This is a genomic window from Pseudorhodoplanes sp., from assembly GCF_050250235.1.
In the GTDB taxonomy this organism is placed as follows: Bacteria; Pseudomonadota; Alphaproteobacteria; order Rhizobiales; family Xanthobacteraceae; genus Pseudorhodoplanes.
Genome location: NZ_JBFWPA010000003.1, coordinates 23,964 through 43,762, shown reverse-complemented (window position 1 = coordinate 43,762; position 19,799 = coordinate 23,964). Strand labels below are relative to the sequence as shown.

The 19,799-nt window shown below is 62.4% G+C and carries 16 protein-coding genes; 3 read left to right on the top strand and 13 right to left on the bottom strand.

The window, feature by feature from the left end; genetic code table 11:
• Window position 1: 1 nt before the first annotated feature.
• The 11 genes from AB7F49_RS02475 to AB7F49_RS02425 are packed head-to-tail and all read right to left on the bottom strand — an operon-like array spanning window position 2 to window position 14,133.
• Window positions 2-1,636: a hypothetical protein gene (locus AB7F49_RS02475; RefSeq protein WP_428519965.1), complete on the bottom strand. Its 1,635-nt coding sequence runs from the start codon at window positions 1,634-1,636 to the stop codon at window positions 2-4.
• Window positions 1,633-3,006 (bottom strand): hypothetical protein, encoded by a 1,374-nt coding sequence (locus AB7F49_RS02470; RefSeq protein WP_428519963.1) that lies wholly within the window; start codon window positions 3,004-3,006, stop codon window positions 1,633-1,635. Before AB7F49_RS02470 ends, AB7F49_RS02475 begins: the two co-directional genes overlap by 4 nt.
• A gap of 14 nt (window positions 3,007-3,020) precedes the next feature.
• Complete coding sequence (locus tag AB7F49_RS02465; RefSeq protein ID WP_428519961.1) at window positions 3,021-3,875, bottom strand: hypothetical protein; 855 nt, start codon at window positions 3,873-3,875, stop codon at window positions 3,021-3,023.
• A gap of 43 nt (window positions 3,876-3,918) precedes the next feature.
• Window positions 3,919-5,493 carry a hypothetical protein gene (locus tag AB7F49_RS02460; protein ID WP_428519960.1) on the bottom strand — a complete coding sequence of 525 codons (1,575 nt, stop codon included), beginning with the start codon at window positions 5,491-5,493 and terminating at the stop codon, window positions 3,919-3,921.
• A 2-nt stretch (window positions 5,494-5,495) separates the two neighbouring features.
• Window positions 5,496-7,424: a transketolase C-terminal domain-containing protein gene (locus tag AB7F49_RS02455; protein ID WP_428519958.1), complete on the bottom strand. Its 1,929-nt coding sequence runs from the start codon at window positions 7,422-7,424 to the stop codon at window positions 5,496-5,498.
• The gene (locus AB7F49_RS02450) at window positions 7,421-8,992 is read right to left on the bottom strand and encodes a hypothetical protein (protein WP_428519956.1); all 1,572 of its coding nucleotides are present in this window, start codon (window positions 8,990-8,992) and stop codon (window positions 7,421-7,423) included. The genes AB7F49_RS02455 and AB7F49_RS02450 overlap by 4 nt, the downstream gene beginning before the upstream one ends.
• 33 nt (window positions 8,993-9,025) lie before the next feature.
• Window positions 9,026-9,949 carry a dihydrodipicolinate synthase family protein gene (locus tag AB7F49_RS02445; RefSeq protein ID WP_428519954.1) on the bottom strand — a complete coding sequence of 308 codons (924 nt, stop codon included), beginning with the start codon at window positions 9,947-9,949 and terminating at the stop codon, window positions 9,026-9,028.
• A gap of 19 nt (window positions 9,950-9,968) precedes the next feature.
• Window positions 9,969-10,706: a cytidylyltransferase domain-containing protein gene (locus AB7F49_RS02440; RefSeq protein WP_428519952.1), complete on the bottom strand. Its 738-nt coding sequence runs from the start codon at window positions 10,704-10,706 to the stop codon at window positions 9,969-9,971.
• A complete protein-coding gene (locus tag AB7F49_RS02435; protein WP_428519951.1) occupies window positions 10,707-12,185 on the bottom strand; it encodes an aldehyde dehydrogenase family protein in 1,479 nt (492 codons plus the stop codon).
• A 4-nt stretch (window positions 12,186-12,189) separates the two neighbouring features.
• Window positions 12,190-13,008, bottom strand: coding sequence for an SDR family oxidoreductase (locus AB7F49_RS02430; protein ID WP_428519949.1), 819 nt, complete (start codon window positions 13,006-13,008; stop codon window positions 12,190-12,192).
• A gap of 36 nt (window positions 13,009-13,044) precedes the next feature.
• Window positions 13,045-14,133 carry an N-acetylneuraminate synthase family protein gene (locus AB7F49_RS02425; protein WP_428519947.1) on the bottom strand — a complete coding sequence of 363 codons (1,089 nt, stop codon included), beginning with the start codon at window positions 14,131-14,133 and terminating at the stop codon, window positions 13,045-13,047.
• Window positions 14,134-14,541: 408 nt separating this feature from the next.
• On the opposite strand from AB7F49_RS02425, the gene AB7F49_RS02420 reads away from it, so the two are divergent.
• Complete coding sequence (locus AB7F49_RS02420; protein ID WP_428519945.1) at window positions 14,542-15,696, top strand: putative sugar O-methyltransferase; 1,155 nt, start codon at window positions 14,542-14,544, stop codon at window positions 15,694-15,696.
• 2 nt (window positions 15,697-15,698) lie between these two features.
• Here the strand turns inward: AB7F49_RS02420 and nusG are convergent, their stop codons facing one another.
• The gene (gene nusG / locus AB7F49_RS02415; protein WP_428519944.1) at window positions 15,699-16,202 is read right to left on the bottom strand and encodes a transcription termination/antitermination protein NusG; all 504 of its coding nucleotides are present in this window, start codon (window positions 16,200-16,202) and stop codon (window positions 15,699-15,701) included.
• Window positions 16,199-16,876, bottom strand: coding sequence for a winged helix-turn-helix transcriptional regulator (locus AB7F49_RS02410; RefSeq protein WP_428519943.1), 678 nt, complete (start codon window positions 16,874-16,876; stop codon window positions 16,199-16,201). Before AB7F49_RS02410 ends, nusG begins: the two co-directional genes overlap by 4 nt.
• A gap of 109 nt (window positions 16,877-16,985) precedes the next feature.
• Between AB7F49_RS02410 and asnB the strand changes: the two genes are divergently transcribed.
• Window positions 16,986-18,911: an asparagine synthase (glutamine-hydrolyzing) gene (gene asnB / locus AB7F49_RS02405; protein WP_428519942.1), complete on the top strand. Its 1,926-nt coding sequence runs from the start codon at window positions 16,986-16,988 to the stop codon at window positions 18,909-18,911.
• Window positions 18,911-19,762 carry a class I SAM-dependent methyltransferase gene (locus tag AB7F49_RS02400; protein ID WP_428519940.1) on the top strand — a complete coding sequence of 284 codons (852 nt, stop codon included), beginning with the start codon at window positions 18,911-18,913 and terminating at the stop codon, window positions 19,760-19,762. Before asnB ends, AB7F49_RS02400 begins: the two co-directional genes overlap by 1 nt.
• Window positions 19,763-19,799: the final 37 nt, after the last annotated feature.

Here is a 19,799-nt window from a genome sequence, read left to right as displayed (position 1 = left end):
ACTACGCTGACCGCAACCGCAACAGAGCGGGATCATCCAGGCGCGGCACATCTGCGTCGGAATCCGCTACAGGCCGCCGGCCGCGGCTTCGCGCTGCGAGTATGGCGAAGCGCGATTCCAGCATGTCGAGGCAAGACGGTATGCCGGTCGGGTTCATCAAGAAGGTGGTCTCGAATTCCGCATCGATCATCGATGCCAGCGCATGATCGTGACCGTCCATGTCCACGACCGCCGGCCTGGACAGGAGATCGAGTATGGTGGCGTTGAGCTGATCGGGATCCGTGACCACGGCTCCCTGGCCCGCACCCTGATAGAAAGTGTTCTCGGCCAGAATCAGCGTGCGCCGGGCCAGCAGCAACCCTTCCCATCCCGACGACCCGTTTTCAGTGACCACGAGATCGGCATTCCGCAGATACTTGAACTGCGAATCGAACGGATCGATCAGTGTGACGTTTGGCAATTGCGCCAGCTCCCGATACGAGCGGGTGCGGCGGCGCCCGAAATTCATGCGGTGTTCGCGGACCAGCAGGCGATAGCCGAATGGCAGCATGCTTGCGAGAATGCGAATGGTGTTGCGCTGATCGTGCCAGGTCGTCGCCTGGAATGTCTGCGCAAACTCCGCTTCCTTGTGCATCGGAAAATAGATGTACTTGGTGGCGGCGAGCGTATTCTCGTCCAGCGTCGCAAAAGCGTGCTGGTGATAATAGGTCAGGAACAGCGTGCGATAATAGCGCAGGAAGCGCGCGAGCTCGCCTTCGCGCGCGGACATGTCCTGACCACGGAATCGGTCCGGGATCTGCGAGAGCACGATGCGCGCATATTGCATATGCCACCGGACGAATCCGAGATTCATCCGGTTGCTCCACTTGCTCGCGATATACTTGATCATGCTCGGCTGATCGCGAAACGTTCGAATTTTCTGCTGTGCCGCCTCGCTGACCGGCGCATTCGTCCGCCGCTTCAGCCGGGCGCGCTCGAACGCGTCGACGTTCAGCAGGAACGGATCGCTGGTCCAGTAGGCGTGGTCGGACCGAAGCTTCGAGGGACGTAAGGCAATGCACGGGATACCGCGGCGATGCGCTGCGAGCCACACCAGCATGTTGAGCGGAATGAGCCAGTGAAAAAAGAAAACAAAATCCGGCTTGGTGCGATCGAGCAGGTCATCTGCGAAGCGGAAAAAGCGCCGGGCGATACGCAAGGGTTCTTCGTTGTCCTTCAGCACCCGCTGAATCATCGGATAGCGGTTGAAATGCTGGAACGGCAAGCTGTATGCCCGTCCGATGCTGTGGCCGGCGGCCAGGATCACGCGGCCGACCGGGAAACCGGTCCTGGTCTCGGCTTCGCGAATTCTGCGCTCGACTTCCGCCACGGATTTCGGATCGCGTTCCCATTCGGCCTCGCGCAGGAAATGCGGGGGCAGGACCACCTCGCCATCGGCTCCGGCCAATGCTTTGAAAGGCCTGGTGTCGACCGTGGGCGCCAGTACCGAGACGCTCCAGTCGAAACGTTGTTTTCCCGCCGCAAGCATGGCGACCAGATACTTGCCGAGGTCCTTGTGACCCAGCGGCGGCACCGCCAGTACGCGCTTGCCGTTCAGCCCGTGATCGGAGAGCGGTCCGTGATCGCGGGCGGTCACGATATCGCCTCCGGGCGCGGATGCGCGGCGTTACCAGCCTCCATGAAGCGGTCGAGGAACTGGCGGAGCAGTTCGGTCACCGCCGCATGGTCCTCCACTGGCGCCGTCGTCTCCCATTCTGCATCCAGTATCCAGCCGGTCCTGCTTTCGTCATCCGTATCCGCGGGCATGAGGGTCGGAGCCAGCAGATCGACGACGGTTGCCGACAATTGCTCGGGATCGCGCAGTCGGCGCGCAAGGCCGGCGCCCTCATAAAAACTGTCGGCAAGCGTGATTACGGGACGGCCGAGCAGCAATCCCTCCCATCCCGCCGGGCCATTCTCGGTCACGATCAGGGCGGCATTGGCGACATAGTGGACGCGGGGTTCGGTGCCGTCGATCATGACGATTCCGGGCAGGCGCGACAGGTCCTCGTAATATTGGTTGGGCCGTCTCCCGACATTGTTCGGGTGCTCATGGACCAGGAGCTTGTATCCCGCCGGAAGAGAGCCCGTAAGGAGCGCGGCGGTGTTGTACTGGTTGGCCCAGAACGGCGCTCGAAGGTTCAGCGATTCAGACGGGTCTTCCTGCATCGCAAAATAGAAATATCGAAGGCCGGAGAGCGCCTCGTTATCGAATCGATGGAAAAAGCGTCGCTGCCGCCACTCCCGGAACGCGTTGCTGCCCGATACGACCGCCGCTCGCTTCGCGCCGGCGCTCGAGCGGAATGATTCGACATAGTTCTGCGCGTCGGTGCTGACGAATTCGTTGTTCGCGCATTTCTCGGCTGCTCGCACCCGTGCCGGCAGATTGCTGTATGTCAGCGTGTCCGTCCAATAGCACCGCCCGATCCACATCGGCGAGGGCCGGATGGCGGCGCAGGCAATCGCGCGCTGCTTTGCCAGCAGATGGAACGCGAAGTTCAGCGGATCACCCCACCCGGCGGTCGCGACCAGATCAGGCTCCGTCCGCGCGAGGGTGTCGCGGGCGAAGGCAAACATCCGCCGCACGATGCGGAAGGGCTCGGCAACATCAGTGGCAACCCTGCGCGAGATGGCGTTGGGCTGCGCCTCGAAATGCAGTTTGGAAAAGCCGCGGCCGAGATCGCGCTCACCCGCCAGCAGGATGCGTCCCGCCGAAACCCCGCTCGCCATTTCGCAGTCGCGAATCAGCGCATCGAGTTCGGCCACCTGCGCGGGGTCGTCCTCCCACGGCTGGCGCTGGCAGAACTGTGCGGGATCGGCCCGCACAGTATCGACAATCATCCCGAACTCACGCTCCTCATGAGCAAATGGCGATCCGGCGAAGGCGTCGTCCCCATCGTGCGGCAGCCACAGCACGCGCAATATCTTCGGCCCTTCGGCGCCCGCGCCGGGGACAGCGTTTCGCACCTGTGTCGACAGGTTCACAGTCCGAGGGGCCGGAAATCAATGCCGGGATAGTAATCGGCGTGGCGCCGGATGCGCGCTATCTGGGCGGCGCTCAGTTCCAACATGCCGCGCCCGGGCTTGCCGATATTGTAGCGGGTCACCGCCGACTTCTCGACGCAATCCAGCGCAGTTCTGACGTCGGCCTCCGAAACGGTGCGTCCGAACCGGGCGCAGATTCGCCGGAAGAAGCCGGTCGGGTCGGACACCATATCCTCGTAAAACACGAATTCGGTATCCACGTCGCGACGCGAAATCGCCTGCACCCAGGACACGTAGAAAGTGATCATCCAGGGCACGGCGGTATCGATGATGTAATCGAGCTTGTCCTCGTCCGGAAGCGTATCGTACGCGTTTGGAATCAGGATCGAGGAGAAGTACTGATTTCCATTCATATGATCGCGCAGGCTGACAACCACATCGAACAGATTGCGCAGCAGAATGGCGATGGGCAGGCGGAAATGCTGCAACATCCGCAGGTTCGCGCCACTCGCAACGAGATGCACCTGCGAGATCGTCACCTTGTCGCGCACATTGACGATCCCGGCAACGGACAGGTCCTTCGGCGTGAACCGATCCTGCGTGACGATATCCTTGTAGACTTCGGCGTCCAGGATGCGCGCCAAGGCCTGCGTGGAATAGGTCGAGGAAGATTTCGGCAGCGCGACGAGAAGGTAGCTGGTCGAAAACCCGTCAATCGCCGTCCGCACTTCGGGACGTTCACATAGCGCATCGAGATCTGCGGCCTTGGTCAGAAGGATGCGCTCAAGCAGCGACCCCGCGGCCATTGCCTGCGGGCGTCCATCGTCAACGTATGATCTGAGAACCGACATCGCTGTCATCCGTGCCGCGTGGGTGAGAATCCGAACCGGCTTGTCAGACCCGCGCCATCGCGCGTGGCTGATCGGCTGCCAGCAACCCGGGCGCCGCTGTCCGCTCCAGAAGATCAAGCGCTTCCTCCAGGCCGGCCTCCCCCGCGGGAAAACTCCAATCGGTTTCCGAATCGAGCATGCGGCCAAGCCTCAGGTCGTGTTCGCTTTGGTCGGCGACGGCCGGCTGCGCAAGGACCGCCAGCATCGCCTCGTTCAGCGTCTCCGGATCCCAGACCTTGGTGCCGAGTCCGGCGCCGTCATAGAACGTGCTCGACAGCGTAATCAAGCGCCGCCCCATCACCAGCGCCTCCCATCCGGTCGAGCCGTTCTCGGTCACCACAAGATCGGCGTTCTGAATGTATTTGAACTGCGAATCGAACGGATTGATCAACGTTACATTCGGTAACGCCGCGAGATGCTTGTAGACCCGCGATGGCCGAACCGAATAGTTCATGCGGTGCTCGCGCACGAGCAGTCGGTAGCCCGCGGGCAACAGGCCCGCAAGCAGCCGGATCGTGTTGCGCTGGTCGTGCCAGGGCGCGGCTTGGTAGGTTTGCGCGAACTCCGCCTCCTTGTGCATTGGAAAATACACGTACTTCATGCTTCGCAACGCCTCATCGTCGAACGACTTGAGGAAGCGTTTCTGCGAATAAAACATGACGCGCCCGCGATAGTAGCGATACATCCGCGAAAAGCCCGGCTCGCGCAACGACAGGTCCTGCGCCTGGCCCTTTCTCGACATCTCGCGCAAGGTCGCGCGTACATAGTCGTAGTGCCACCGCAGAAACCCGCGCCGCTCGCGGTCCACCCAACGCGCAGAGATGTAGGCGACGACTTTCGGCCGGTTACGGAACTCTTGTATGAATTTCGCGGAATTCTCCGAAACCGGCTCGCCGGTCTGGTGCCGCGCCATCGCGTCGTCAATAGCCTTGGTATTCCAGAGCAGCCGATCGGTCGACCAGAAAAAACGCCCGGACCGAAGCTTCGAGTTGCGCAGCGTGATGCACGGAATGCCGCGCGACGTACCGACCATCCAGAATGCAGCATGCAACGGAATAGCCCAGTCGGTCGACAGCACGATATCGGGCTTGGCCTCGTCCAGCGCCTGTTCGGCAAAAACGAACAGCCGCCGCATGATCCGGAATGGCTCCTCGTTGTCGGCGGTCACTCGCTCGATCAGCGGATAGCGGTTGGAAAAACGCAGTGAAACGTTGAATCCCCGCCCGATGCTGTGCGCCGAGGCCAGGATGTGCCGCCCCATGGGGACCCCGGTCGTCCGCTCGGCGTCGCGGATGCGCTCCTGAACCGCCGCCAGTTGCGCCGGATCGCGCTCGAAATCCGCAACCTGCAGAAAAGGCGGTGGCGAGAACAGCTTTCCAGCGGGCGCCACCAACGGCTGGTAGGGTTCCCGATCCGTGATCTGGCAGACGCCGTCGATGGTCAGTTCCCAGCGTTTTTTTGCCGCCTCCAGAAGATCGAGAATGTAGCGCGAGCGCTCCTTGCGGCTGATCGGCAGCATTGACAGAACGCGGCGTCCGCGCAACGCGCCGCCGGCGACAATGTGGGAAGGCGCGTTCACTATCAGGCCGCCACCTTGCCGGTCAGCGTCTCGCCGATCGCCGATGCGAGGCTCTCGGCGTCGAGACCATGCGCGCGCAGAACTTCATCGTTCTGACCGCAGGCCGGCAATTCGGTCAGCCCGAAAGACCGCAGAATCGGCATGCGATCGAGCCCAAGTTCCGCGACCGCTGCGGCGATCATGCGGCCCTGCCCGCCTCTGACGAAGTGATTGTCTACCGTGAACAGCGCACGGCGGCCTTCCAGCATCTTGCGCAGCCACGCCGCGTTCACCCGATTCAGCCATGGCAGGTTCACCACTGCGACATCAAGCCCATGCCGCGCCTTCAGCAACTCGGCCGCCTGATAGGCCTGCGGCAGCATGACCGGGCCGTAACCGACGATGACCGCATCCTTGCCAGGCCGCAATTCGACGCCATGACCCGGCACAGCGCGATAGTCCGCCGGCAATTCGTAGGGAATGTCGCAGGGGATCGAGACAAGGCGCAGATAGCCGGAGCCTTTGTGGCCTTTCAGAAGATAATCGAGCAGGGGCGCCACCTCGGCGGCGCAGCACGGCTCCGCCATTTCCATCCCGGGAATTGCACTATGCAGCGCGATATCATTGACCGATTGATGCGAATGGCCGGGACCGCCGGGAACAAGGCCCGCCAGCGAGGCGACATAGATCACCTTGGTATGCTCGGAAGCATTGTTGAATATCTGTTCGGCCGGCCGCGGTGCGAGGAAACAGGCAAAGGAATGCACCAGCGGGACGAGTCCCTGCAGCGCCATGCCGCCAGCCTGCGAAACCATATCCATCTCGGCAATGCCACATTCAAGGAAGCGATCCGGAAATTTTTCACGGAACGGAATGAGCCCGGTATCGAGAATGAGATCTCCATCGAGCGCGACAATGCGCTTGTCCGCATCCGCCGCCGCGATCAGTGCCTCGGTATAGGCCGGAATAATGCGTTGCGGCGCCTGCGGGAGCGAGCGCGCCGGCCGCGCCTCGCCTTTCAACCTGAGCGGTTCGGCGCCGACCGTATCGAAGGCGTGGTTTGCGCGCAAAGTCAGTTCGTCAAGCGCGCGCGCATAATCTTCCGGCGAGGGCGCACCCGAATGGAAGCGGTATAATTCCCGGGGCGCAAGATTGCGGGATTCCATGAACGACACACCGCGGCCCTTGATGGTGTCGGCGATGATGATCTTCGGCTTCCCCTTGACCTTGCCAACATCGGCAAGCGCCGCCGAGAAGGCCGCGAAATCGTGTCCGTCGCAACGTGCGACATACCAGCCAAAGGCAGCGAACTTCGCTTCAAGATCGCCGAGATCGGAGGTTTCCCTCACGTAGATGTCGGACTGGAACTTGTTGTGGTCGACGATGACCGTGAGCTTGTCGAGCTTATGATTCGCCGCGGAGCCGAGCGATTCCCAGATTTGCCCTTCCTGCAGCTCGCCGTCCCCGGTCATGACGAAGATGCGTCGGTCGCGGCCGAGAAGCCGGTCGGCGAACAGCATTCCCTTCGCTTTAGAAATACCCATTCCAAGCGAACCGGTATTGGTCACGATCTGCGGAGTCGTGGCGATATCAGGATGACCGGGAAGTCCGCCAAGTCGGCGCAGCTTCAGAAGATTATCGGCTGGAAGCTTGCCGAGCGCGATCATCGCGGCATAGAGACCCGGTGCGTCGTGTCCCTTGGAGGAGAAATAGAGATCATCCGAACCGTCGGCCTCTCCGTCATCCGTCTTCATCTCGTTGAGAAACAGCCAGGTGACGATATCGAGCGAGGAGAAACTCGACCCGATATGTCCGGACCCCGCATAGGCGATCATCGAAAGTGTATTTAGCCGGCACAGGTCGGCATACAGCGCGGCGCGGTCGAGATCGGACATGTTCAGGCGCCGGACCCGGTCGAACTCGGTTACCGGAACAAACTGGATATCGGTCATGCGGTTTCTGCGGCCGGCCTTATGGTGGATTGTGTCTTGATAGATGGGTAGAGCTGCGCAAGCAGCATCAGCGTCTCGGCGTGATCGTCGGTTTCCACCGGAACGCTGCAATCCCATTCGGCATCCAGCGCAGCGCCGAGCGCCTGTCTGCGTTCCGGTCCATCCTCGATCGCGCCCGTCGCCAGCGCGAGGACATGTCCGGGAAGGTCCTCATGCACGCGAACCCGACGCGACAACGCGGCGCCGTCATAATACGTGTCTGCGAGCGTGATCACGGGACGCGCGAGCTGAATTCCCTCCCAGCCCACAGAACCGTTGTCGGTGACGATCAGCGACGCGTTGCGGATATACTTGAACTGGTCGTCATGAGCATCGATGAATTCTAGGCCCGGAAACGGCGCAAGGTCTTTGTAATATTGCGTCGGCCGGCGACCGGTATTGCTGCGGTGCTCGCGCACCAGCAGCCGGTAGCCATCCGGCAATGCGCCGCACAGGGTCGAGATCGTGTTGTATTGGCTCGCCCACACATAGGCCTGGAAATTGAGCGTCAGTTCCGGGTCCTTGTGCAGCGCGATCAGAACGTAACGCATGTCCTGCAACTGCTCGTCGGTGTAGCGGCGGAAGTAATGGGACTGCCTCATGCGCAGCCATTTCTTGCGGTAGATATCGAAGAACAGCCGCATCGCCGGCTTCGCGGGAGGCCCCCCGCCGCCGAGTCGGTGCCGCAGGCCGGCCGCAAGGATACGCGCGATCTCGGCATGGCTGCCGCGCCCGCCCTTCTTGTCGAGCGCGTTCCAGTTCTGCTGCACATAGCCGAGCGTCGAGGGTCGGTTGCGAAACTTGTCAAGCTTTTCGAGCGAACGCTCGCTGGCCGGTGCGCCGGTCGCGCGCCGCACTTCCGCCGCCGCGATCGAAGGCTCGTTCCACATCATCAGCGAGGGCGACCAGTAGCAGCGTCCGCTCCAGAGCTTGGAGAGGCGATTGACAACACAAGGGATGCCCATCTGCTGCGCCGCCATGTAGATCGCAAAGCAGACATGGTTCGCCCACTCCCCCGTCATCACGACGTCGGGACGCGAGGCTTCGAGCGTGGCCCTGGCGAACGCAAAAGTCCGCCGCACCACCCGCATCGGTTCCGCATTGTCGGCAAGCGCGCGACGCGCCGTCCTGTCGTGAAACCAGTGGAAGACCGGACGCGAGAAGCCGCGCCCGATATCGCGCTCGCCCGCAAGAATGATGCGGCTCACCGAGATGCCGGTCTTGCGCTCGCAGTCGGTTATGAACACGTCGAGTTCGGCTGACGCAGCCGGATCCTGCTCGAACGCCTGCGGCAGGTTGAAATCGGGCGTGCGGACAAACGCACCGCGCTCGCCCGTGACTTTGCTCCACACGCCCTCGGTGCCCTGGGGGCCGATCACCGTCACGGACCAGCCTAGTTCGCGATGACCCCTCTCCAGCAACGAGGAGAAATAGGGAGTGCGGCTGTTCTTCGGCAGGAACAGCACGCGCAAGTCCCGCAGTGGCTCGACGGCCTCCGCGCGGTGCAGGCTGGTCGCGTGCTCGTTCATAGGCAACGTGAGAGGCACAAGCTCTCGGAAATATCAGGCTGCCTTGGCGGCCTGCTTGAGATAGCCGAATTCGTCGAGCGCCTTGCGCACCTGCGCCTGCTCATCCTCGGTCAGTTCGGTGTAATACGAGGTCATGGTGGGCTGGCAGATGCCGCGCAGCGACAGGATGTATTTCTCATCGGCGCCGGTGAGAAAATTCCAGGCTTTGGCGCGCTTGGGCATGCGGCTCTGGAAGTCGTTGAACTTGCGCTGAGCGGCGAGCGCCTCGTCACGGCGGCCCTGCTGATAGAGATTGTAGATCTCAAGCAACGCTTCCGGCAGCGCACCGGCCTGGCTGGTGGTGCTGGCGGCAACGCCGATACCCAGCACCATGACGAATTGCGACGCGACGGCCGTGATGACCTGGAAGTCCCGCTCGGCGAGACCGATCACCTTGATCTGGTCCGTCGTGCGACTGCTCGAAAATTTTACGCCGGCGATATTCGGATGCGGCTTCAGCTTCTCGAAGAATTCCGGGGGGAAGGCGCGGCACCAGTTGGCGCTGGTGTACATCCACAGCGGCTTCGGCGCACGGTCGGCGATGTCCTTGTAGAATTTCTCCATGCCGTCGAGGCCCATTAGCGGATGGTACGGCATGACGTGATAGGCGTCGAATTGCAGATCCTTCGTCGCATCCATGAATGCGAGGATGTCGTCCATCGCGAAGAAGCTCGATCCCAGGATCAGCGGCAGCCGCCCGGCATTTGCCTTGGTGATCGTGCGCGCGACCGTCAGCCGTTTCTCGAAGGACAGGTTCATGTCCTCGGAGCCGGTGCCGAGCGCCCAGTAGCCGCCGATGCCGGTGCCGCCGAGAAACTCGATCAGCCGCGTCAGACCCTCGGTGTCGATCGCACCGTCGCGATGAACCGGGGTCTGCACCACCGGGATTACGCCTTTCAATTGCCTGCAGGCTTGCATTGCATGTGCCCCATCAAGATCAGGATGCCGACCGACTCGCGGCACCGTAGTCGCCGAACGGGTCGAGGCCGAGATAGTCGAAATAAGCTTCCGCAACCACCGCGTCGATCTTCTCGTCGATATCCGCGGAATGAAACCGGTCCATGACAAGCGGGACCGAGCGCTGTGCAACGAACGTGTTCTCGCGCAGAAAGAAATCACGTTTCATCGCATAGAGCGCTGCATTGTACAGGTAGCAGCCCTCGAAGTCCTTCGGGTCTTCCGCCGGATTGTACGGCTCGAGCACCCCATTGCGGATTGCCTTGATATAAGGATCGCGCTTCTTGATCGGGCCACGCACGCTCGCAAGCGTATCGAGCGGCGACGCCCAAAGCAGGTCCACCGCTTCATCGAGATGCGCGGAAGAACGGATCGGACAGGTCGGCTGCAGCAGCATGATGATATCGTAGCGCCGGCCGGTCTCCCTCTCGAGATACTCCATCGCATGGCGCATCACGCCATTGTTGCGATCGGCATCGCCCGAGAGAGCGGCCGGGCGGATAAACGGCACCGGTGCGCCGTATCGCCGTGCGGCTTCCGCAATTTCCTCGTCGTCGGTCGAGACCAGCCAGTCGGTCAGCCTGGTCGCGCCCTGGCAGGCCTTGATGGTATAGGCGATCAGCGGATGCCCGCGCAGCGGATAGATATTCTTGCGCGGAAAGCGCTTCGATCCGCCGCGCGCGGGAATGACAGCAAGAACGTTCGGAGAAGCCGTCATCTAGACACGCGCCGGAGTGATCGTCACATAGACGTTCTTGAGATTGGAATAGAAGTCGATGGCCTCGGGGCCAGGCTCGCGGCTGCCATTGCCGGACTGCTTGACGCCGCCGAACGGCATATGCGGCTCGCTGCCATAGGTCCCCGCATTGACCGAAACGGTGCCCGCCTCGACACGTCGAATGAACTCCGCCGCCCGGTCGAGGCTGCGGGTATGAATGCAGGCGGTCAGCCCGTAAGGCGAATTGTTGGCGAGTGTGACCGCCTCCTCGAACCCCGCGACGCGATACAGGCACGCCACCGGACCGAACAATTCCTTCACCGAGACTTCATCGTCGGCGCCGGCATTCTCGACAATGGTCGGCGCGAGATAGCAGCCGCGCGCGTGCGCCGGATCGGTCAGCCGCACACCGCCCGCGATGATCGTGGCGCGGCTGTCACGTACACGGTCGAGCGCCGCAACCATGGTCTTGATCTGGCGCTCGTTGATGACCGGGCCGAAATCGTCATCGTCGGCCGGACCGATCTTCAGCTTTTTCACGCGCTCCAGCAGCTTGTCCCGGAACACATCATAAACCTTTTCGAACACGATGATGCGGCTGCCCGACGCGCAGCGCTGACCCGCATTGCTGAACGCCGACAGCAATGTCCATTGCACCGCCTGGTCGAGGTCGGCGTCATCGCATACGACGAGGGGGTTCTTGCCGCCGAGTTCGAGCGAAATCTTCGCCAGCCGCTCACCGCCGATGCGTGCGATCTCGCGCCCGACCGCAGTCGAGCCCGTAAAGCTCAGCACCGCGACACGTGGATCGGCGACCAGCGGACGCCCGGCCTCCGCGCCGAGCCCCTGAACGATGTTCAGGACGCCGGCCGGCAGGCCGGCATCGCGCGCGATCTCGCCGAACAGCCAGGCGGTGGCCGGCGCATCTTCGGATGCCTTCAATACCGCGGCATTGCCGCAGATCAGCGCCGGAAACACCTTCCACGCGACATTCGCTATCGGGGTATTGGCGGCGATGATCAGGCCAGCGACGCCGAGCGGTGCGCGCACCACGCTCGCGTGCTTGTTGCCGGCGCCGCTCGTGGTGGTGCGGCCATAGAGCCGCATGCCCTCGCCGGCCATGAACAGGCCCTGCTGAACCGCGCCCTTGGTCTCGCCGAACGCGTCCTTGAACGACTTGCCGGTCTCAACCGAAACCACCCGCGCCATGTCCTCGGCGCGCGCCAGCAGCCCCATCGCTACGGCGTGCAGAATATCGCCCCGCTGCACCGCAGGAATCTGCGCCCAGGCCGGTTGCGCTACTATGGCAGCCGTCACCGCCGCCTCGACGTCGATCTCGCGCGAGCGTGCCGCTCGGCAAATCACGCGGCCGTCATGCGGCGAAATCTTTTCGAACACGTCGCCGGAAAAGGCGAAGCGCTCCTCGCCGCCGATCCAGTTGGCGACGCGGTCGGGAAACAGCCGCGGTTCCGCGGCCACGGCGCTACCAGGCTGTCCAGCCACCGTCGATCACCAGATTGGCGCCGGTCATGTAGGACGACGCATCGGACATCAGGAAGATCACGCCGCCATTCATTTCGTCTTCACGCGCCATGCGCCCCATCGGCGTGCGCCGCGCATAGCCCTCGAGGAAATCGCGCTCCTGGTTGGCAAACACGCCGCCCGGCGTCAGCGTATTCACCCGCACTCCCTGTTTGGCCCAATAGGTCGCGAGATAGCGCGTCAGATTGAGGATCGCGGATTTCGAGGCGGAATAGGTGACCGGCTTGAAGAAGGTCTCACCCCGGTCCCGCCGATAGTCATAAAGACTCTGGTCGGGCGATAACAGACCATAGGTCGAGCAGATGTTGACGATGGAGCCGCGCCCGGCCTTCGCCATCGCATCGCCGATTGCCTGGCAGCACAGCATCGTGCCCTTCACGTTGACCGCCATGATGCGGTCGAACGAAGCGGCAGGATAGGTCTCGAACGGGCCATTCTCCTCAGGCGGCGCATCCGGCGGTGCGTCGATCGCAGCCGCATTGATGAGGCCGTGCGGCGTACCCCACTCGGTCTCGACCCCGCGCAACGCCGCGAGTATCGAGTCGCGGTCGGTCACATCGACCTGAAAGCAGCGAAGCGGCGATCTTGCGTCCTGGTCAGCGTATCGGTCGCGAACCGCCGTGGCATCCGTCGCGTCCAGTACAGCGACCCTCGCACCGCGTGCGAGCAGCGCTCGCGCAAACTGCCCGCCCAGCTTGCCGCCACCACCGGTGACGACGATGGTGCGGTCAGCCAACGCGAAAAGCGGATCGGCAGTCATTGCCCGAACCGGACCGATATCTAGCTGTCGCGCGGCTTATTGCGCGCGCCCGCCCGCGGCCTGCCGTGGAACCGCGTTTTCCAGGATGTCGTAGGAGAAATTGCCGTCGGTTTTGAGCGGCGCGGTCAGCCGCATGCCGAGGATGTTGTCGTATTCGAATGGCGGCAATCCGTCATTTGGCGACTTGATTGCGATATCGGCGTCGGTCACCACGTGGCCGGCCGGCAGGTCGTGTGCCGCAACCAGCTTCTTCTGCATCTTGTAGAGCGGACCCTTCTCGCTCTCATAGCAGCGCTTGACGCCGTCGCCCATCGCCTGACGGGTGCGGCGCAGATCGCGCACCATGCGGCCAAGACCTTCCGGCGTCAGCGAAAAGGCGTGGTCGGTGCCCTTGGCCGCGCGGTTCAGCGTGAAATGCTTTTCCACGACGCTCGCACCCATTACATAGGCAACCGGCGACATCGCGATTCCGTTGTCATGCGACGACAATCCGACCACCACGTCCGGGAACCGTTCGCGGAAGGTCTGGATCACCTTCAGGTTCAGTTCGTTGAATTCTGCCGGATAGCCGGAAGTGCATTGCAGGATACAAAGCTGAGGGTTGATCGGCATGATCGCGCGATAGGCGCGCACCATGTCTTCCATCGTGCAGCCGCCCGACGAGATGATCATCGGCTTGCCGATTCTCGCGACATGGCGGAGCAGCGGGATGTTGATCGTATCGCCGGACGCGATCTTGTAGGCCGGCATGTCAAGATCGGCGAGGAAATCGGCGCTCGGGATGTCGAAGGCGGTGGAGAAGAACGTAATGCCGATCTTCTTTGCGTGTGCGATCAGCTCGAGATGCTGTTCCCTGGTGAATTCCAGTTTTTCCCGGTGTTCGCCGTAGGTCGGGGCGTAGCTGTTCCGGTGCAGATAAGGAGAGTCGTACATCTCCTTGGTGAACATGGTACGGTTGTCGCGCTTTTGCAGCTTCACGGCGTTGGCGCCGCACTGCTTGGCCACATCGAACATCTGCTTGCATTGCTCGATATCGCCCTGATGATTGTGACCGATCTCGGCGATCACATAGCAATCCGAGCCGTCGCTGATCTTGAAACCGTCGATGACGAGTTCGCGCGCCATGTTTACACCCCGTTTGCTGTCACAAAGACGATGGCGGTCGTGACGACACGATCGCGGCCCGTTCGGGCCGTGCCCATCATATCAGGACGAATGTTCCGATTTCGGCGAGCGGCAAGCCGCGGCCGCGACAAGACCACATTACAGCTACCGCAGTCCGGGTGACTTTGATACCCAGACAGGTCTAGCCTTTTGTCGGTCCGCTTGAGGTTGTCCGGCCCGAAATCAGCCGGTCCCCTCGCAATGGCTGGACTGTTCATGAATTGAACATCGATGTCAAGCTGGGCTAGATCAAAGCCTTGAGCTATCCAATCCGCCGGATGGACGAGCATTGTGCGCTTGAGCGCAACGATTTCCAGCGCCCAACCAACCACTGTCGCCCTTCACAGGCAGGACTACCGGAGCCTTGTTGTGAACCAGAATGTCAGTACGGCGGGGTCCGACACGACGGCTCAGTCCAAAGCACCAGTGCGCAGCGAGTTGACCGCAAGTGATGGCAGAACCAAGGCCATTGCCGACGATCCCGCGCTTTTGTCGATGATGGTTCAGGGCGCGCAGCAATCGGGACCACTCTGGATCGCCACCCCGTATTGGCAGGGCTATCGCGACCGTATCCTGCGCGAGATCGCCCGCACCGGGGTAAGGGGGATGCGGAACAACCAGATTCTGCTGAAGGGCTTCGCGTTCGGCGGCATGCCACGTCCCGAACTGCCCGCCACGCCCTTCAAACGTGCGGTCTGGCAGATGCTGGCCGCGTTCCCGGGCGTCCGGCGCATCCTGGCCGAGCATAATCGTGTTTTTGCTGCCGAATACGAGCGGCACAAGGCCGCCCGCCGAAATCTCGCACGCGTCGCGATGGACGAGGTCGCCAAGACCTTTCCCGATCTGAAGCCGCCGCCCGGCATCGCCAATGGCGGCGCCGACGATGCCTTCTCCTGGCGCGGCCATCTGCTCGTACCGGCTTACGCGATGTATTTGACCCGCATTGCCGATTTCTACGCACGCGTTCCGCCCGCCGAAGTGACGTCCATTCTCGAAATCGGTCCGGGGCTGGGATTGAGCACGCTTGCCCATATGACGCTCAACCCGCATCTGCGGGTGGTTGCCAATGTCGACATCGTGCCGGTGCTGTATCTGTCCACGCAGTTCCTGCGAACGATCGAAGCGGTCGATCTCGTCGATTACCGCGAGATGCGCGATCACGTCTCGATTTCCATCGAGGCACCCGAAGACGGTCTGCGCCTATACCAGATGGCGCCCTGGCAATTGCCCAAGCTCGAAGGTCAGATCGACTATTTTTTCAATGCGTTCTCATTCCAGGAGATGGAGGAAGAGATCGTGCGCAATTATGCGGCCGAGATTTTCCGGCTGGTCGACAAAGGCGCCCTGATCCACAGCATGGCCACCGGTCACAAGCCCGGCGCCGGCGGCCAGCGCGCGCCGGTGACTCTCGAATTCCTGACCGAGGTGTTCAGCGAGAAATGGCCGCGGGCGCGTCCGATTGATGGATTCTGGCCGCGACTCTATGGCGGCAGCGCCGATCTCACCCGCCTGATGACGAAATGAGGTCACGTCACCGGTGCGATAGCGTCCACCGGTAACTGCACATGTACCTCGCGTCCCAGCAGCGACAGCAGCGCATGGACGCGCAGTTCGTCGCGCTTGGTCTCGAAGATTGCAGTGTGACCAGCGAAAGGACCTGCGGCGATCGAAAATTTGTCGCCGCGCGAAAGATTGAGGTTGCTGCCGAGCACAACGAAGCCGCTCTCGTCTTCACGTGCACGGATTTCTGTGAGGATGAATTCCGGCACCGGCGCCGGATCAACACCATTCTTCACGAGCTCGATCACCCCGCGCGTTGAGCGGATCGCCTGCCAGCGCGCCGATTGCGGATCGAACGACACAAAAACATACCGCGGGAACAAAGGCGACGCGACCAGATCGATCTTGCCGGCATGGCTACGGCGCTTCTGATAGCGTGGGCAATAAGCGTCGAAACCCTGACGCGCGAGATGCTCCATTGCCAGCGCCTCGTTGCGAGGCTGGGTGTATGCGGCATACCAGCGGTTCATTCGGCGGCCCGAATTTCAGCGTCCTGCGTCTCGTCGTATTTGCGGGATGCAATTCCAAGCAGAGCCGGCACCAGCACCCGCTCGCGCCCAACTTCGACCTCCATTGCACGTACGATGGTCTCGGAGCCGGGAATACCGGTGACGATCACGGCATCGACCGCGCCCAGATCGGCTAGGCTCGCTGCGACCGACAACCCGCAGAACCGGCTGCCCGCCCTCGCCTCGTCGACGACGCCGGCGAGCTGGATCGGAAAATCATGCGCGCAGAGCGTGCCGACTTCCGCGAGTTCGGAGGCGCCGGCGAACGCGATGCGTTTCCATCCGTTGTCTGCGCATTGCGCCATCAATGCGGACATCTGTTCGCGCGCCTTGCGGAAAAACGTGAAGGAATACGAGAAATATTCCGCGGTCAGCCGGGTCTTCTCGGCGAACCCGTTCGGCGTCAGATAATAGGCATAGCGCCGCGGCGGAATCTGGCTGACCTTGATCCAGCCCTTGCCGACGCAGCGCTTCAAATACGCATTGGCAAGTCCGAGCGCGACGCCAAGCTCGCTCGAAATCGAGCGCTGCGAGGTGCGCGCATCCCGCTCGATCGCGGTCAGCACCCCGAGCAGGATTTCATCCTGGTCGGCGAAAGCGTCTGCGTTGTCGGATTTCTTCGGCGATCGGGCCATTGATCTGTTGGAAGGAGCTATTGCAGGCGTTTGTTGTTCATAGCATGAACGTCAGCTAAGATCAATCAAGGCGCCATCGCCCTTCTCAATCGGGATATCCATCGGTTCCATGTGCGGCATTGCCGGCCTGTTCGATTTGCATCGGTCGCCTCGCGAGGCGGAGCCCGCAGCGGCTGCTGAGCGCATGGCCGATACCATGGCGCATCGCGGCCCCGACGGCTTCGGCACCTGGGGCGATGCGAATGCAGGCATCGGGCTCGCGCATCGGCGTCTCGCCATCGTCGACCTGAGCATGACCGGCGCTCAGCCCATGCATTCGGCCGATGGCCGGTTCGTCATCACCTATAATGGCGAAGTCTACAACTTCGAGGATTTGCGCGCGGAACTTGTTGCGCTCGGACATGGCTTTCGCGGGACCTCGGATACCGAGGTGATGCTGGCTTCATTCGTGCAGTGGGGCGTGCAGGAAGCAGTCAGGCGCTTCGTCGGCATGTTCGCCTTCGCGATGTTCGACCGACGCGAGCGCAGCCTGCATCTGGTACGCGACCGCGTCGGCGTGAAGCCACTGTACTGGACCATCCAGGACGGCACGCTTCTGTTTGGCTCGGAGCTGCGCGCGCTGATGGCGCATCCCGCCTTCCGCCGCGACGTCGACCGCGATGCCCTGTCCGCGGTCGTCGCATACAGCTACGTTCCCGCGCCCGCGACCGTATTCCGTAATGTGCACAAGCTTCCCCCCGGCGCGATCCTGAGCGTCGCGGCCGGTGGCGAGCCAAGCATCGAGCATTACTGGCGCATCGAGGAGATCGCGGCAAAGCGCGGTTCGACCACGCTCGACCATGGAGAGGCGGTGGACGCGCTCGACGCGCTGCTGCGCGATTCCATCCGGCGCCGCATGGTCGCGGACGTTCCGGTCGGCGCGTTTCTTTCCGGTGGCATCGATTCTTCGATTGTGACCGCGCTGATGCAGGCCGAATCCAACACGCCTGTCCGTTCCTTTACTGTCGGATTCAGCGATACGGCCTACGACGAATCCGCAATCGCGCGGCAGGTCGCGCAACATCTGCGCACTGATCATACCGAGATCAGGCTCGACGCCTCCGACGCGCTCGATCTCGTGCCGAAGATTCCCGACTGGTTCGACGAACCCTTCGCCGATTCCTCGCAACTGCCGACATATCTCGTCGCGCAGGCCACCCGAAGGCACGTTACGGTCGCGCTCTCCGGCGATGGCGGGGACGAACTGTTCGCCGGCTATCCGAAATATGCCTGGCTCGACCAGGTCTGGCGCGCGGCGGGCCGGTTGCCGCGTCCGCTGCGCGCGCTGGCCGGTGGCGCGCTCTCGCACGCACCGGAGGCCGCGCTAAGACCGCTCGCTGCCGCGCTGCTCGATGCCGGCCGCGCCGAACGGATCGGCGAGAAATCACGACGGCTCGGCCTTGCACTCTCTGCATGCGATCCGGACCGCGCAAGCCTTGCGCTGGCGCGCGTGGGACTCGACAGAAACATTGTCACCGGCGCAAGCCACGGCTACCGGCTCACGCCGCTGCAGGGGCTCTCCTCGCATCTGCCCGATCTGGTGTCCCGCATGCAGGTCAACGACTTCGTCACCTACCTGCCCGACGATATCCTCACGAAGGTGGACCGCTGCACCATGGCGGTCTCGCTGGAGGCACGCGAGCCGCTGCTCGACCACAGGCTGATCGAATTCGTCTGGTCGCTGCCACGCGACGTGCATCAATCCGGCGGGCAGAAAGGGCTGTTGCGGGCAGTGCTCGGCCGCTACGTCCCGCAGGCCTGGACGGACCGCCCGAAGCGGGGCTTCTCGGTACCGCTTGCCGAGTGGCTGCGGGGGCAGTTGCGTGGCTGGGCCAGCGACCTGCTGGCACCGTCCCTTGTAAGGGCGGAAGGACTGCTGGACCCGGCGGCCGTCGACCGGGTCTGGCAACGCCACCTCAAAGGAACCGAAAGCAATGCGACCGGCCTGTGGAACATCCTGATGATCCGCGCCTGGTCCGAACGCTGGCTGAAGTGATGAATGTGGAAAGGCAGAGCAACGTCGACGCAAACGTCACCAAGGGATTCGGCGACGAATGGTCCACCTTTCGCCAGGGCGAGCAGGAGCTTTCCGCTGAACAGCGGCAGGCAATCTTCGACAATTACTTCGCGATTTTTCCCTGGGACGCGCTGCCGAAGAATGGCGGGATCGGACTCGACGTCGGCTGCGGCAGCGGACGCTGGTCAATGGGAGTTGCGCCGCGCGTCAACCATCTGCACGCGCTCGATGCCAGCGCGGATGCGCTCGCCGTCGCGCGTCAGAATCTCTCGCGCTTCGACAACGTCACTTTCCACCATGCGAGCGTGGGCAATATTCCCCTCCCGGATCGCTCATTGGACTTTGCATTCTCGCTCGGCGTTCTCCATCATGTGCCAGACACGAAGGCGGCGATTGAGGCTGTCGCCGCCAAGCTGAAGCCGGGAGCACCGTTCCTGGTCTATCTTTATTATGCTTTCGACAATCGTCCGGTTTGGTTCCGCGGCATTTGGGCGGCCAGCGATGTCGTGCGACAGGCCATGTCGCGCATGCCGCATCCGGTTCGCTTTGCGCTCAGTCAGGTCATTGCCGCAACCGTCTACTGGCCGCTGACGCGCCTTGCCCTCCTTGCCGGGAGACTCGGCCGGTCGCCCGATGCGATACCGCTCGCCTGGTATCGCGACAAGTCCTTCTACGTGATGCGGACCGATGCCTATGACCGCTTCTGCACGCGGCTGGAGCAACGCTTCACGCGTCCACAGATCACCGAAATGCTGGCCCACGCCGGGTTCCGCGATATCCGATTTTCGGACCGCGAACCCTATTGGTGTGCTGTGGGAATCAGGAATTAAGGCGGAAAGCGGCAATTTCAATCCGGAAGGGAATTTC

Coding starts and splice junctions, on each gene's coding strand:
- AB7F49_RS02465 (WP_428519961.1), bottom strand. CDS start 3,875: ATGTCGGTTCTCAGATCATACGTTGACGATGGACGCCCGCAGGCAATG.
- AB7F49_RS02455 (WP_428519958.1), bottom strand. CDS start 7,424: ATGACCGATATCCAGTTTGTTCCGGTAACCGAGTTCGACCGGGTCCGG.
- AB7F49_RS02450 (WP_428519956.1), bottom strand. CDS start 8,992: ATGAACGAGCACGCGACCAGCCTGCACCGCGCGGAGGCCGTCGAGCCA.
- AB7F49_RS02445 (WP_428519954.1), bottom strand. CDS start 9,949: ATGCAAGCCTGCAGGCAATTGAAAGGCGTAATCCCGGTGGTGCAGACC.
- AB7F49_RS02440 (WP_428519952.1), bottom strand. CDS start 10,706: ATGACGGCTTCTCCGAACGTTCTTGCTGTCATTCCCGCGCGCGGCGGA.
- AB7F49_RS02430 (WP_428519949.1), bottom strand. CDS start 13,008: ATGACTGCCGATCCGCTTTTCGCGTTGGCTGACCGCACCATCGTCGTC.
- AB7F49_RS02425 (WP_428519947.1), bottom strand. CDS start 14,133: ATGGCGCGCGAACTCGTCATCGACGGTTTCAAGATCAGCGACGGCTCG.
- nusG (WP_428519944.1), bottom strand. CDS start 16,202: ATGAACCGCTGGTATGCCGCATACACCCAGCCTCGCAACGAGGCGCTG.
- AB7F49_RS02410 (WP_428519943.1), bottom strand. CDS start 16,876: ATGGCCCGATCGCCGAAGAAATCCGACAACGCAGACGCTTTCGCCGAC.
- asnB (WP_428519942.1), top strand. CDS start 16,986: ATGTGCGGCATTGCCGGCCTGTTCGATTTGCATCGGTCGCCTCGCGAG.
- AB7F49_RS02400 (WP_428519940.1), top strand. CDS start 18,911: ATGAATGTGGAAAGGCAGAGCAACGTCGACGCAAACGTCACCAAGGGA.